At 49.0% G+C, this 12509-nt stretch carries 15 protein-coding genes and 2 pseudogenes; 1 reads left to right on the top strand and 16 read right to left on the bottom strand.

Annotated elements, in window-relative coordinates; all coding sequences use genetic code 11:
* Positions 1 to 40: 40 nt before the first annotated feature.
* Positions 41 to 493 carry a DUF6650 family protein gene (locus DW959_RS10850; RefSeq protein ID WP_118616131.1) on the top strand — a complete coding sequence of 151 codons (453 nt, stop codon included), beginning with the start codon at positions 41 to 43 and terminating at the stop codon, positions 491 to 493.
* 44 nt (positions 494 to 537) lie between these two features.
* Here the strand turns inward: DW959_RS10850 and DW959_RS14650 are convergent, their stop codons facing one another.
* The 16 genes and pseudogenes from DW959_RS14650 to DW959_RS10775 form a co-directional block, all read right to left on the bottom strand.
* The gene (locus DW959_RS14650; RefSeq protein WP_118616129.1) at positions 538 to 744 is read right to left on the bottom strand and encodes a hypothetical protein; all 207 of its coding nucleotides are present in this window, start codon (positions 742 to 744) and stop codon (positions 538 to 540) included.
* Positions 741 to 1451, bottom strand: a complete 711-nt coding sequence (locus tag DW959_RS10840) for a DUF4366 domain-containing protein (RefSeq protein WP_118616127.1) — start codon at positions 1449 to 1451, stop codon at positions 741 to 743. Before DW959_RS10840 ends, DW959_RS14650 begins: the two co-directional genes overlap by 4 nt.
* The gene (locus tag DW959_RS10835; protein ID WP_118616125.1) at positions 1441 to 1698 is read right to left on the bottom strand and encodes a DUF4315 family protein; all 258 of its coding nucleotides are present in this window, start codon (positions 1696 to 1698) and stop codon (positions 1441 to 1443) included. The genes DW959_RS10840 and DW959_RS10835 overlap by 11 nt, the downstream gene beginning before the upstream one ends.
* 23 nt (positions 1699 to 1721) lie before the next feature.
* Positions 1722 to 3448 (bottom strand): annotated as a pseudogene (locus DW959_RS10830) (CHAP domain-containing protein); the annotation flags it as partial.
* 8 nt (positions 3449 to 3456) lie between these two features.
* On the bottom strand, positions 3457 to 3762 hold the full coding sequence (locus DW959_RS15140; RefSeq protein ID WP_147353082.1) for a hypothetical protein: 306 nt from the start codon (positions 3760 to 3762) through the stop codon (positions 3457 to 3459).
* A gap of 34 nt (positions 3763 to 3796) precedes the next feature.
* Entirely contained in the window at positions 3797 to 6235 is a 2439-nt protein-coding gene (locus DW959_RS10825) for a VirB4-like conjugal transfer ATPase, CD1110 family (RefSeq protein WP_118616123.1), read from the bottom strand.
* The gene (locus DW959_RS10820; protein ID WP_118523588.1) at positions 6180 to 6587 is read right to left on the bottom strand and encodes a PrgI family protein; all 408 of its coding nucleotides are present in this window, start codon (positions 6585 to 6587) and stop codon (positions 6180 to 6182) included. Before DW959_RS10820 ends, DW959_RS10825 begins: the two co-directional genes overlap by 56 nt.
* A gap of 17 nt (positions 6588 to 6604) precedes the next feature.
* Positions 6605 to 7474, bottom strand: a complete 870-nt coding sequence (locus tag DW959_RS10815; protein ID WP_118523587.1) for a VirB6/TrbL-like conjugal transfer protein, CD1112 family — start codon at positions 7472 to 7474, stop codon at positions 6605 to 6607.
* Positions 7475 to 7493: 19 nt separating this feature from the next.
* Complete coding sequence (locus DW959_RS10810; RefSeq protein WP_118616121.1) at positions 7494 to 7709, bottom strand: Maff2 family mobile element protein; 216 nt, start codon at positions 7707 to 7709, stop codon at positions 7494 to 7496.
* A 244-nt stretch (positions 7710 to 7953) separates the two neighbouring features.
* Positions 7954 to 9726, bottom strand: coding sequence for a VirD4-like conjugal transfer protein, CD1115 family (locus tag DW959_RS10805; RefSeq protein ID WP_118616119.1), 1773 nt, complete (start codon positions 9724 to 9726; stop codon positions 7954 to 7956).
* The gene (locus DW959_RS10800; protein ID WP_118563743.1) at positions 9723 to 10199 is read right to left on the bottom strand and encodes a PcfB family protein; all 477 of its coding nucleotides are present in this window, start codon (positions 10197 to 10199) and stop codon (positions 9723 to 9725) included. Before DW959_RS10800 ends, DW959_RS10805 begins: the two co-directional genes overlap by 4 nt.
* Before the next feature lie 45 nt (positions 10200 to 10244).
* Positions 10245 to 10463, bottom strand: a complete 219-nt coding sequence (locus DW959_RS10795) for a DUF5348 domain-containing protein (RefSeq protein WP_118563742.1) — start codon at positions 10461 to 10463, stop codon at positions 10245 to 10247.
* A 14-nt stretch (positions 10464 to 10477) separates the two neighbouring features.
* Positions 10478 to 11392 carry a DUF6017 domain-containing protein gene (locus DW959_RS10790; protein WP_118616117.1) on the bottom strand — a complete coding sequence of 305 codons (915 nt, stop codon included), beginning with the start codon at positions 11390 to 11392 and terminating at the stop codon, positions 10478 to 10480.
* 255 nt (positions 11393 to 11647) lie between these two features.
* Positions 11648 to 12055: pseudogene (locus DW959_RS10785) on the bottom strand (manganese catalase family protein); the annotation flags it as partial.
* Complete coding sequence (locus DW959_RS10780) at positions 12056 to 12319, bottom strand: spore coat protein CotJB (RefSeq protein WP_118616113.1); 264 nt, start codon at positions 12317 to 12319, stop codon at positions 12056 to 12058.
* 3 nt (positions 12320 to 12322) lie between these two features.
* Positions 12323 to 12499, bottom strand: a complete 177-nt coding sequence (locus DW959_RS10775) for a spore coat associated protein CotJA (RefSeq protein WP_243023382.1) — start codon at positions 12497 to 12499, stop codon at positions 12323 to 12325.
* Positions 12500 to 12509 lie beyond the last annotated feature (10 nt).

The raw sequence follows: 12509 nt of genomic DNA, 5'->3' as shown, positions 1-12509 counted from the left end.
TAAATTTGCGATAAAATACGTTTGAACAGGGGGTGAAAATATGGGAATCCGAATAACAGGTATTGATGTTCCATTTGGGGGCATTTCATGGGAATATACTGAAACAGAGAAACAGGCAATTCAAAAGTTATTCTTTTTTCTTGAATCAAAAAGGCTTTTAACAAACCCGATTGAAATGGAAATTAAGCAATGGTGCATTGAATCTACTCTTGAAATCAAGCGTAGGTTGGTAGACACACTCTCTGAATGTGATTTTTCTAAAGATACAATCGGTTGTATTCGCTCAATGATTGGTGCTTGCAATGACTTTTTAGATAGATTAGACACTGTAAAAGAAACAGGAATAATCTTTAAAAATGAAAAGGGCGACTGGGCGAATAGTGCATTTTCTTTTGCTATGAAGCAATTTAGAAATGTATTCAGAGAAAACATAAACCTTTTGTCGAGTGTTTATGGAATAACTTTTACCAAAACCATTCCCACAGAATATTGAAATGAAATCCGCTATCAAAGCAAAATTGGTAGCGGATTTTTTATTTAGGTGGTGTCATTTCCCGATTGTTCAACTTCCGCAAATTTTTTCTCCCGTAGCTGTTTCAAACAGTAGCCCACACAAGGGGCTTGCCCCCGATAGGGACAGGACGCACAAGCCGGAGAAACAGGAACGGGCGGCGTAGGTTCACGCCGCCCGGTAGGTCTTTGTATCATCATTTTTTCAAAAGGACTGTCAGTAAAAAAGGTCATACTTCCTCGCCCTCCGTTTCCCCGCCGCCTGTGTCGTCGGTTTCTTCCAGCTCGTCCTCGTCGTAATCTTCAAAATCGAACTCGTCAAGGTCTGTGCTGCCTTTCACATTCTGTTTCGGTTTCCAAATCTTAAAGTAGTAGAACGCACCGCCACCGCCAAGAGCTGCCACCACAAGGAAGATAACCAAACCGCCTATATTTTTGTTTGGCTTTTCCTGTGGTTCTTCGGTCTGCTCCGGCTCGGTCTGTTTCTCTACGCCCGTACACGCACTCATTGTTACAGAGCATACAGGGCAAGTGGTATTGATTGCGCCTGCCACGCATTTATCCGTACAGGTGCAGACTGCCGGGGCGGTAGTTTCTTCCTCCCCGATAATCGCCATGAGGTCGGCTTCGTCCACTTGATTTAAGAAATGGACGGTATTTTCGCCCTCGGCTGCATGGTCAATGACAATATAGAAATAGTTGCCGCCTTTGCTTTTCACGACAATAAACTGTTTATCCCCGGACGCTTCGCCGGAAATATCATCAACAAGGCTCATATTGCCCTCCGGGGTAAGGGGCTGCGGCTCGGTTTCCACGATAACGCCGCTGTCGTCGGTGGGAATATCATTGCCCTGTGCATACGCGGTCACGGAAACGCCGCCCATACAGATAAGGGCAAAAAGTAACGTAAGAAAGCTGCGGAAAAATGGTTTATTCTTCATGGTCGGTGTCCTCCTCTCTGGTGAGTGCTTCGGGTACAGTTTTCATGCCGGGAATACCGTCGCCGGAAAGCAGGTCGGTAAGGGCGGCAGGGGTAAGGCGCATGGAGCGCACAAGCTGTACGATTTGCAGGTTTTCCAGTTCTGTTTTCTGTGCAAGCAGCTCTTTCAAGTGTGCCTGCTGTTCGGAAATTTTCTCGCGGGTCTTTTCGATTTCCGCACTGATACGGTCAATTTTATTTGTTGCCATACGGTCAATACTCCTTTCAAATGTTAGTTCCAGTTCATCAGTCCGTAGCCTTTGATACAGGCATAATCAAGGGGATAACTCTTTATCTTGCAAGCATCGCCGGAATTGCCCTCTACGGTATAGACTCGGTTTCCGTCTGTGCCAATGACAAGCCCTACATGGTCTGCGCTTCCGTCTAAGTCCCAGTCAAAAAAGATAGCGTCGCCGGGAGCGATATTTTCATAGCCCCGCGCACCCCATTGTCCGTGAGAGGTAAACCACGGAACGCCCTGCGACTGGCAGGCGGCAAAGCGCGGTTCGGATAATCCCGCCTGTCCATAGCACCAGGAAACAAAGCAGGCGCACCATGCGACACGGCTGTCAAATCCGTACCAGCTCCAATACGGCGCACCGCCCACATTTCCGACTTGCCCCTTTGCAAGCTCCACAAGCTGCGGATTACCGGGGCGCGTCCCGTTTACAAACTGAACGCCGCTTAAATCCTCGGACGCGGACGTATCTGCAGAGCCGCCGCCAAACAGCAGGGGCTTATTGCCGCTTGTTTCCAAGTACACCCGGAACATTTGAAGCTGCTCGGCAGATAAAACTTCCGGTGCAATCGTGGTAATGTCCCGGTTGGTAAGGGACACATGGAGAATGTAATACTCATAAGGGACTTCCTCGGTGGTTGTTTCCCCGGTTTCCGGTCGGTGCTTGTTTCGGTGCGATAGCGTATCTCCACTTCCTCGGTCAGCGTCAAGGTGTACTGCATATCAAAGATACGTTCTAATTCAGCCTGTGCGCTCTGCGGGGTATAGCTCTGCAAAAGTGCGGTCAGATAAGAAGCTAAAGCGTGGGGATTATGCCCGATATTATCAAGGTCATAGCGGTATTCATCATAGCCGGGATAATCACGCTCGATATTGTCAATCCGCTGTTGCAGTTCATTTTCCATAGCGGCATAGTTATTTTCAACTGCCACAAGATCGCTGTCCTCGGACGTGTAGGACGTTCCAAGTACGCCGTTCATCAGCCCGAAAAACAGAGAGGAACAGGACGACACCCCGGCTGCTGTCATAATGAACAGAAGCAGCGCAGCTATAAGCAGCACAACACCTTTCCTGTGCCTTGTCACAAATTCAGCGGTTTTCCTCGCTACCTTTTGGGTATGGTCGGCTGCGGTCTTTGCCGATTTCATGCCGCCAGTCCGTACCGCCTTTGCATACTGCTTTTTGATTTGCTGTTTCTGCCAGTACCGGGAAAGTGGGTTTGACGCGGCAAGCTGCGGGTTCTCCTGCAAGCACTTTTGATACTGAAATTCCACGTTTGCCTTGAACGTGGCTTTTTCTGCCTTTGCCGCTGCCCGGTAGGGTTTCAGTTTATGCCTGTGGTAGCCCTCACGGATTTTCCTTGCCCCATACTTTGCACCGCGCTCGGTGACTTCCTCGGTCTTATGTGCGCCCTCCACGCCGGAATTGTCTTTCTCCACCTCATGTATTTTGTTATGGACGAATATTCCCGCTTCCTGTGCCGGACGGGACAGCGGATTTTTATGGTGCTTGCCGTTTGGCATGGGCTTTTCCCGTTCTTCAAAGTGCAGGCGGGTCTTACCTTTGCCTTTGGCTTCCTCAAAGACACGCTCTTTGACAATCACTTTTTCCTTTGGGAGAGCTGCCCGCGCTGCGTCCAAGTTGTCAGCCGCTTTCTGGGATTTTCGGATATATGCTTCAAGCTCCGGGTTGGATAATTCTTCGGCGGTAAATTGCAGCCGGGACGTTTTCACATTAGCTGCGGCTTCTTCCTGCGCCCGTCGTACTGCGTTTTTAGACGCTTGCCTGGTCTGCGCTGCGCCGATATGCTCCATGACGCGCTCTGTTTTTCCGGTATCGTTTTTTGGAAAAGTACCGGGAGAGGTAAGCTGTGCCGCCGTGTCCTGCGCTGCCTGTTCCGGCTGTTTGGAAAATCCGTTTCCTGTTCCCGGCGGCTGATACGCTCGGCGGTTTCTTTGGTTTCGTTTACCTCAACAAGTCCGTCACGGCTCATTTTCTGCGTGATTTTATCACGGGGCTTCAATGGGTCTTTCATGCAGTATCACCTCCATTCCTTTCCAGAGGACGCATTATGCGCCCTCGACTTCCTCCGGCTTTGTTGTCATTACACGGTAAAGCTCGGTATCTTTCGGGAAGCGGTCAACAAATGGCAGCACCACATTCCCATAGAAAATCAATCCCTCGCCCGCTTCGGAGTGGGTAACGTATTTCATCTGCTGCGGAGAAATATTGAGCTGCTTTGCAAGGATAGCCCGGTCGCCCGCCGCTTGATTGAGCATGAGGACAAAATCAGAGTTTTCAAAAATGTTCTCCACCTCGCGGGACGCAAGCAAATCCTTGACATTCTGTGTGATTGCTGTCGGTATGCCGCCCCATTTACGAAATCGTTTCCAAATCTCCACGGAATAGGCTGCGGTCTGTTCTTCTTTTAAGAGCAAATGAAATTCGTCCATGTAGTAGCGGGTGGATTTCTTTTCTGCCCGGTTGACGGTCACTCGGTTCCACACCTGATCTTGCACAATCAGCATACCTAACTTTTTGAGCTGCTTTCCAAGCTGCTTAATATCAAAGCAGACAAGGCGGTTTTCAAGCTCCACGTTGGTACGGTGGTTAAAGACATTCAAAGAGCCGGAAACATAAAGCTCCAATGCTGCCGCGATACGGGCAGCTTCGGGTTCGGGCTGCTTCAAAAGCTCGTCGTACAAATCACCCAAGACAGGCATTTTCTCCGGGTCTGGGGCGGCAAGGAACGGACGGTACACATTCCTTACGGCGCGGTCAATGACGGTCTTTTCCACGGGCTGCAAGCCCTCCTTGCCGCCGATAACAAGTTCACACAGGGAGAGGATAAAATCGGACTTCAAGGCAAGCGGGCTGTCGTCCTCGGAATAGTTGAGGTTTATGTCCATAGGGTTCACATACTGGGGCTTTCCGTCAATGCCCCTGCCTGTCGGGGACAGCCGGATAACTTGACCGTTCAAACGCTGCACAAGGGAAAAATACTCGGCTTCCGGGTCGCAGATAATAATATCGTCGTCGGTAATGAGAAAGGCATTTGCCATTTCCCGTTTTGCCGCAAAGGATTTACCACTGCCCGGTGTTCCCAAGATAAGCCCGTTTGGATTTTTAAGCTGCTTGCGGTCGCAGAGTATCATGTTGTTAGAAAGTGCGTTCAGTCCGTAGTACAGGGCTGCGCCTGTCTGAAAAAGCTCCTGCGTGATGAATGGGATAAAAATAGCGGTGCTTGATGTGGTAAGTCCCCGCTGAATGTGGATAAGATTTTCCCCAAGCGGAACGCTCGCCATAAAGCCTGCTTCCTGCATATAGTCCAGACGGGTAAGGGCGCAGTTGTTTTTCTGTGCAATGCCCGCCGTGGCGAAAATATCATTGTCAAGTTTGCGCTTCGTGTCTGCCATGTTCACCACAAGGAACGTCAGCAGAAACATTCGCTCATTGCGGCTCTGTAAATCCTGCAAGAGATTTTTTGCTTCGTTGCCGAATGTGGCAAGGTCAGACGGGATAATATCCATATCATAGCCGCTGCGTACCGCTTTCTTCTGTTCCTCGATTTTCATTTTGTCAAGGTCGGTGATTTTGCGTTTAATGGTCTTGATAGCTTCGCTCTGGTCGATACTGCGGATATGCAGATTGACGATAACGCCGTTTTCCAAGTCCAAAATCTCCGATAAGATACGGTCGTTGAGTTCCGGCGCAAGGATTTCAAGGAATGATACCGCACCGATTTTCTTTCCCATGCGGAATGTGCGCCCCTCACCGAAACGGAACGAGGACGGGGCGATAAAGTCCTTTGTGGTAAGCCCGGACGGGATAAGCCAGTCCCAAGAGAAACGGAACGATTCGCCCTCCGGGTGGAAAAATCCATGCAGCATTTCCAAGCGGTCATAGCCTGTCATGGGGTGTGCCGATACGCCCAAGACCTTAAAATTGTTGAGTATATCGGTTTCGATACGGGCAAGACGGGATTTTGCCGCGTTCATGCTGTCCGCTTCAATGGAAAAGGTAATGTATTTACGCTTCACCAGTCCGTTGTTACCCTTTGAAAGCTGATTTTTCAGCATATCCGCGTATTCGCTGCGGATAGAGTTAAACGCGTCGTCCTGCGCCGGGATATGGATAGCACTTTCGGCTGCGCTGCCGCGCCCGCCTTGATTGATAAATGAAAGCTGCACCTGTACGCTTGCGTCAAAGTAGTTGAGGAAGTCGCACCAGTTTTCAAAAATGGCGGTCTTATCGTCTGCCTGTGCAAGCTGATAGTTAATATCTTCAAAGGCTACGGTCTTGCTGTACCGCTTCCCGGAAACATGGCAGATACCGTCCGGGAACATCTGCATATAGGGAATGGTCTGCTGTGCGGTGTGGGGCTTCCCGTCGCCCTTTGCGGTCTGTATGACTTCCGCAATCTGTTTCTTTTCGGCGCGGGTCAGCTTCCGTTTAGCCCCGGCTGCGGGGCTTTTTGGCTGCGCCTTTTTTGAAGTTGCCTTTTGCAATCGCTGATACCTCCTTTTCCAGTTTTGCCTGCCGTTCCAGAACGGCGTAGAAATTCTGTGTCTGATAAGGGCGTTCCTTTGGTCGGGTGAATTTTGTATTGATGATGTTTCTAATTACCACTTCAAGGGGCTGTCCGTGTTTTTCATACATGGCAAAGAGGAAACACGGGAGCATAACCACAATCATTACCATAGCAGCAAGGCTTGTCCCTGCACTGTTTTTGAGCAGGAAGAACAGCGGCAAGCCAAGAGCCAACGCCGCCGCAAAGAAAATAAGCTGCCGTTTGGTAAGGTTGAACGCAACCTTTGTTTTTACTTTTGTTAAGTCTTTGGGTACGGGTACATACGCCAAGAAAAAACCTCCTTTCATCAGTGGGCGTGAAAGATTGACTTTGCAAGTGCGCCGGTCTTAAATAGGGAAAAGCACAGGATAACGGTGTAGGCGGCGATTGAAAAAATCGCGCTATGCAGGTTATCCGCAACGGTCAGCGTGTTCACAAGAACCGCATAAATGCCGACGCAAATCATAATGAGAAAGCCTTGAAAGCCAAGTGCGAACAGGGATTTTAGGTAGTTGCTGCCTATTTGTCCCCATTCCCGGTTTGTCATAGTTGCAAATGGGATAGGCGACACCGAACAGTAAAGGTAAATTTCAATCATTCTGCCGTAGAGGATAACGGTTATCAGAACGGACATGATTTTCATGCACAAGCTCACAAGGCTTGTTTCCATGACAAGCAACAGAAGTTCGGGGATTTCCATATCGTTTAGCCCGTCCTGCATGGACGACAGGGCGGCGGTCACATCAATATTGGTGTTGCCGCCGATTACCCCTGCCGCGCCGGAAACGACACGCTGCGCCACGTCGAATACTGCCATAGTAATGTCAAAGGTGTGGGTAACAAGATAGACTGCTACCCACGCTTTGAAAAACCACTTGAAGAACATGAATGTATCAACGTCGTGCATATTGTTCTTTTCCGTTACCATACTGATTAGCTCCACGCACAGGACATAGGTAATGACAAGCCCCGCAAGGGGGATAATCACATTTTCCGATAGCGTCTGTATCATGGAAAATATGCTCGCGTTCCAACCTTGCGGGGTCTGTCCCACTTCTGCGGCGATAGTGCCGACTTTCTCGTTTACGTCCCCGAACATAGTTGACAGATTACCGTTGATAGTTCCGATAAGGATTTCCTTTATCCATTCGTTAATCGCGTCAAGTATGCTCTGCATAAGCCTTTACCCGCGCTTCTTAACCGAACAAGCCGGAAAGCAGGGGTACAAGGGTCATACCGATAAGGGCGACACCGCCGCCCGCCATGAGCTGCTTCATGCCCTGTGATTTTGCACCCGGATTGTCGTTGCCGTAGCCCTCCAAGAGGTTGATAACGCCCCAGATACCAAGACCTGCGCCAAGCGCGATTACCAAAGTCTGTAAAACGTCGATTGCAGAATTGAAAAATGCCATAAATTGTCCTCACTTTCTGCCGCGTTGCGGCTGTAAAAATATGAATTGTCTGATTTTGGGTATGAAAAAAGCCGCCTGTGTCTGATAGGCGGCTGTCCCCGCGTCGCTTCCTTGCTGCTTCGCGACGGTATTCAGTTGTCATTGCCCGCGGCTTCCTGCCACGCCTGCCCCATGAGTAGGGGCGCGTACCATGTAGCCTGTGTTGATATTTCTGATAATTTCCTCCTTTCGGCGTGTCTATGGGTTATTCTAAATCGGCTGCGTCCAGTTCGTAGTAGTCAAATACTTCGTCCGGCTTCACAATAGCGGGGCGGCGTTTGATATGCTTCTCCATGTCAAAAGCGTTTTTCGGGTCAGCGTCAGAAAGGTATCTGTAATTGGGGTGCTTTGTTATATCGAATTTGTCCGAAAAAAACGGACGCACACCGCGTAGCTGCAAGATACATTTCCCACCGTCCATAACAGCGATTTCGTCCTGTGTCATCAGCTCTTTTCCTAATTTCTGATAGTTCAGCCCGTAGGATTTCTGATTGCTGCGGGTTTCGGAAGTGTTGAAGCTGTCAATGGTTTCCTTTCCCAAAAGCTCTGACATTTCCTTTAGCGTGGTTTTCTCCTTGCCGCCCAAGAACAGGGTCGTATCGCAGTTGCCGACTATGGTATCGGCGTTATCCTTGTAAATTGCCTTTAGCTGTGACTGCGACTGCAAAATAATAGAAGCCGATATTTCACGGCTTCGTATGGTGGCAATGAGCTTTTCAAATTTTGGTATCTGCCCGATATTTGCAAACTCGTCAAGCAGGCAGCGCACATGAACGGGAAGCCTGCCGCCGTACACATCATCAGCCTTATCACACAAGAGGTTGAAAAGCTGCGTGTAGAGGATAGACACAACAAAGTTGAACGTATCGTCCGTATCAGAAATGATAACGAACAGTGCCGTTTTGCGGTCGCCTATGGTGTCAAGCTCCATTTCGTCGGTTTCCATTAGTTCGCGCAGTTCCCGTATGTCAAACGGGGCAAGTCGCGCACCGCAGGAAATGAGAATAGAGCTTCGGGTCTTTCCTGCGGACAGCAGAAATTTCTTATACTGGCGTACTGCAAAATGCTCCGGGTCTTTTTCCTCCAAGCGTTCAAACATAAGGTCAACCGGGCTTTGAAATTCCGGGTCGTCCTCACGGGCTTCCGACGCATTTATCATTTCAAGCAGCGTCGTGAAATTCTTTTCGGCTTCCGGGGCTTCATACCAGATATAGCCGATAAGGGCGCAGTAAAAAAGCCGTTCCGACTTCACCCAGAAATCCTCCCCGGATTTTTCCCCGTCGCCTTTGGTGTTGGCGATAATGGTATTTACCAGTTTCAAAATATCCTTTTCGCTGCGGAGATAGGCAAAGGGATTGTAACGCATGGATTTCTTGAAGTTAATCGTGTTCAGCACCTTTATCCTGTACCCGCCACGCTGCAAGAGCTTTCCACACTCCACAAGCACCGTCCCTTTCGGGTCGGTCACAACATAGCTACTGTGCATTTGCATGAGGTTGGGTTTGACGAAAAAGCGGGTCTTGCCGCTGCCGCTTCCTCCAATCACAAGGATATTTTTGTTTCTTGCATACTTTGGCTGCTTCGGTCGGCTGCTCATCATCAGCCGTTCTGTCTGTGTCAGCAGTACGTTGTTTGCAAATACCGGGTCAATGTAGGGCTTTATATCCTCGGCGTTGCCCCAACGGGCAGAGCCGTATTCCACGCCCTTACGGTATTTCTTTGCGTTCTTGCCTTTGGTGTAGACAATCAGCCAGATAAGGATAGCTCCGGCAATGCCTATCAACATATCCACCGGGGAAAAGCTCGGCAGGGGCGACGCAAAAGCAGAAGTAAAGCCGTTCCCGATACCTAAGAGCTTGCCGGAAAGGTCTGCGCCGGGGGCAAGCCGTACCGCCTGTGCTGCTTTGTCAAAAAGATACACAAAGAGGATATAAGGTAGATTTGGGATAATCCACCTTTTCAGATTTCGGTTGTTCATCGTTCACGCCCCCTGTCTTTGTTTTTGACCTGCTCCCGCTGCGCGTTCAGTGCCGCCGCTTTTTGCCTAAAATCAGACAGCAGCTTTCGGATAGAGGGCTTTTTGTCCTGCGTCAGCTTCTTTGCGGAAAATTCTTGAAAAGCTGCGGTCAGCACGTCCGCGTCCCGTCCCTTGAAAAACACAAGATAGCGGGGCGGGGTTTCTGTTGTGTCCTTTTTCAGCGCAAAGTCGATATGATACTTTTTCGCGGTGCTTTCAAAGGCTTTGATATTTTCCCCTGTGATTTCAATGTTGGAAACGCCTGCGTTCTGCTTCATAAGCTGCTTTAGCGTCTGCTTGCCGTGGGGTGGGCGGTCTGCCTGCTTTTTCATCTGTGAAAGCAGCTTTTTCATAGCCCGTTGCAGCATTTCAGCGGTCAGCTTCCCGGTCTTGATGTAAAGGGCTACGGTTTTCTCATTTACCTGTTCCTGCATTTCTTCCTCCTTTCATAAGATAGTCGTTTCGGGCAGTCTGCCGCATTAAATCCTTACCCGCAAGCCGTTCAAGTCCTCGGCGCGGACACCCACCAGATACCAGTTTTCGCCGTACTCGATACGGGTCGGCTTCCATTTGCCGCCCGCAAATACTTCCATGCACTCGCCGCAATGCAGACCGCCGTAGTAGTCGGCAAGGTCAAAGCGAATGTCGTAACGGTCGGTCTGCTCGTCAAAAATCAAAGCTCCTGTTTTCTGTGCCATGTGGTAATCCTCCTTTAGATTTTGCCGCTTGCCATATCATGCGACACAAGCGACGTATAGTAATTGCCGATAGTGGACGGGGCATTGAACAACGCCGCCTTTAGATATTGCTTGATGTTGCGGATTTTGGTTGTGTTCTCCCGCATACAGTCAAGGACAAAACGGATATGTTCGCTGTCAAGTTTCATAAATTTGCTTTTTACAAGCTCTGCCGGGTAGTCGTCCCCGGCAATACGGATTGTCTTTCTTCTGGTGCAGACCGTTTCAAGGATAAGGTCAACGATTTCGTCCAACCTGTCCCTGTCAGCCATATCCTGTATGAGAATGTCATAGTCGATATTGTCCTTGATAATTTCCTCATACACGCGGTATGCGTCATTCCTTTCCGTTCGTTTCTTTTCCGGCGGCTCTGCCGCACCCTCACTGTAAGGCAGGGGATTTAGGGAATGGATAGGAATGGAATTGGTACTTGATAAATCTGTATTTGATTTTTCTTTGTTTGGTAAGTTAGTCTTTGATATATCTTTATTTAATTGCGTTGGATTTTCCGACGTCGGATTACCCGGTGTCGGATTTTCCAATATCGGTTTGCCCGGTGTTGGATTTTCCAATCCCGGTGAATGGCTTCCGGGTGACTGCGGCTGCTCATAAATGGTGTATTCAATCGCTGTCATTTTTCCTTTCTCGTCGCGTCCCTGCCGCCTTGTGATATATCCGGCTTTTTCAAGCTCCCATACCGCAGTACGGATAGCGTCGATACTTTCCCGGTTGATGTAGGACAGCCCCGCAAGGGTATAGTCCCAATTCTCCGGCAAGGACAGCATTTGTGATAACAGCCCCTTTGCCTTTAGGGTCAGCTCCTTGTTGCGTAGGTGGTGGTTGCTCATTACGGTATATCCCGTATTGCGCTCCACACGAAAAACAGCCATTGTTTCATCACTCCTTTGCTGCGGATTTGTTACGCAGTAGAACGGCGATTTTGCGGGTACAGGTATAAATCCTTGTCCACGCCAGAAATGCGCCTGCAAAGCCGCTGATAGCAAGGGCTTTTACGTCCCTAATGCGTAACAGTAGGTATAAAAAAAGACGCTCAACATTGAACGTCTTATTAGGCACGATATTTTATTTTAGAAATGGCTTGTCCTATCATTTTCGACTGTATGTTGTTCTTATGCAGTCGTACCATCTGCTGCCATATCTTCGAAAAGATCCGTGATCGGATCGCCTTTGCTCTGGAATTCGCAAGCATTAAATGGAACGCCGCCTGCTGCCTGCGGCCAGATTCCTAAGGTGTGATCGATGTAATATTTGTCAAATCCCGATGCCTTAATCTCCTCGATCGATAACCGGCAGGTAAGCTGGTAGATAATTGTGGCAACGATCTCCAGATGTCCCAGTTCCTCTGTACCGATATCGGTAAGAATCGCTTTCACCTTATTGTCCGGCATTGCATAACGCTGGGACAGGTATCGCATAGATGCACCCATTTCACCATCCGGTCCGCCGTATTGTGAGATTATCGCCTGCGCAAGCTGCGCATTTGTCTCTTTAATATTTACCGGAAACTGTAATCTTTTTTCATAGATCCACATTTAACAACCACACTCCCTTTCCCATGGCCAAGGTTTGTCAACCCAGTCAAAATAATTGTCATCATTTACCTGATATCGGTTCAATGGACCATAGGCGGTCGTGTATTCGCGGACTGCCTGCTGCCGCATTGCTTTATAATTATTGTATACTGCCAGTGCCTTTGGACATTCCGGGTGAGTGTCCAGATACAGGGAAATGTCATCCAACGCGAAGGACACTTCTGTTATAAAGGCAAAGAGCTGCTGTTTGTTCATATTATTCATTGCCTATTTCCCCCTTACACCACAAAAGATCAGATTCAGATCCGGGAACATGGTTCCTTCGCACAGACCCTTTTTCGCATCATAGAGTTCCCCAAATTCCTGACTTGGCACATACGCCATACCAATCGGATGCGGACTGAATCTGCACAGGTCTCTACATCCTTTCTTGTTGTTTCGCAATGATCCTGTC

Source organism: Clostridium sp. AM46-21, from assembly GCF_003480025.1.
GTDB lineage: Bacteria > Bacillota > Clostridia > Lachnospirales > Lachnospiraceae > Coprococcus > Coprococcus ammoniilyticus.
Note: the sequence above shows the minus strand (reverse complement) of the source record. Positions and strands in the feature narration are given on the sequence as shown.

Bases quoted from the DNA above. Each gene is read 5' to 3' on its own strand.
- DW959_RS10850 (WP_118616131.1), top strand. From the start codon at position 41: ATGGGAATCCGAATAACAGGTATTGATGTTCCATTTGGGGGCATTTCA.
- DW959_RS14650 (WP_118616129.1), bottom strand. From the start codon at position 744: ATGACCTTTTTTACTGACAGTCCTTTTGAAAAAATGATGATACAAAGA.
- DW959_RS10840 (WP_118616127.1), bottom strand. From the start codon at position 1,451: ATGAAGAATAAACCATTTTTCCGCAGCTTTCTTACGTTACTTTTTGCC.
- DW959_RS10835 (WP_118616125.1), bottom strand. From the start codon at position 1,698: ATGGCAACAAATAAAATTGACCGTATCAGTGCGGAAATCGAAAAGACC.
- DW959_RS15140 (WP_147353082.1), bottom strand. From the start codon at position 3,762: ATGAAAGACCCATTGAAGCCCCGTGATAAAATCACGCAGAAAATGAGC.
- DW959_RS10815 (WP_118523587.1), bottom strand. From the start codon at position 7,474: ATGCAGAGCATACTTGACGCGATTAACGAATGGATAAAGGAAATCCTT.
- DW959_RS10810 (WP_118616121.1), bottom strand. From the start codon at position 7,709: ATGGCATTTTTCAATTCTGCAATCGACGTTTTACAGACTTTGGTAATC.
- DW959_RS10805 (WP_118616119.1), bottom strand. From the start codon at position 9,726: ATGAACAACCGAAATCTGAAAAGGTGGATTATCCCAAATCTACCTTAT.
- DW959_RS10800 (WP_118563743.1), bottom strand. From the start codon at position 10,199: ATGCAGGAACAGGTAAATGAGAAAACCGTAGCCCTTTACATCAAGACC.
- DW959_RS10795 (WP_118563742.1), bottom strand. From the start codon at position 10,463: ATGGCACAGAAAACAGGAGCTTTGATTTTTGACGAGCAGACCGACCGT.
- DW959_RS10790 (WP_118616117.1), bottom strand. From the start codon at position 11,392: ATGGCTGTTTTTCGTGTGGAGCGCAATACGGGATATACCGTAATGAGC.
- DW959_RS10780 (WP_118616113.1), bottom strand. From the start codon at position 12,319: ATGAATAATATGAACAAACAGCAGCTCTTTGCCTTTATAACAGAAGTG.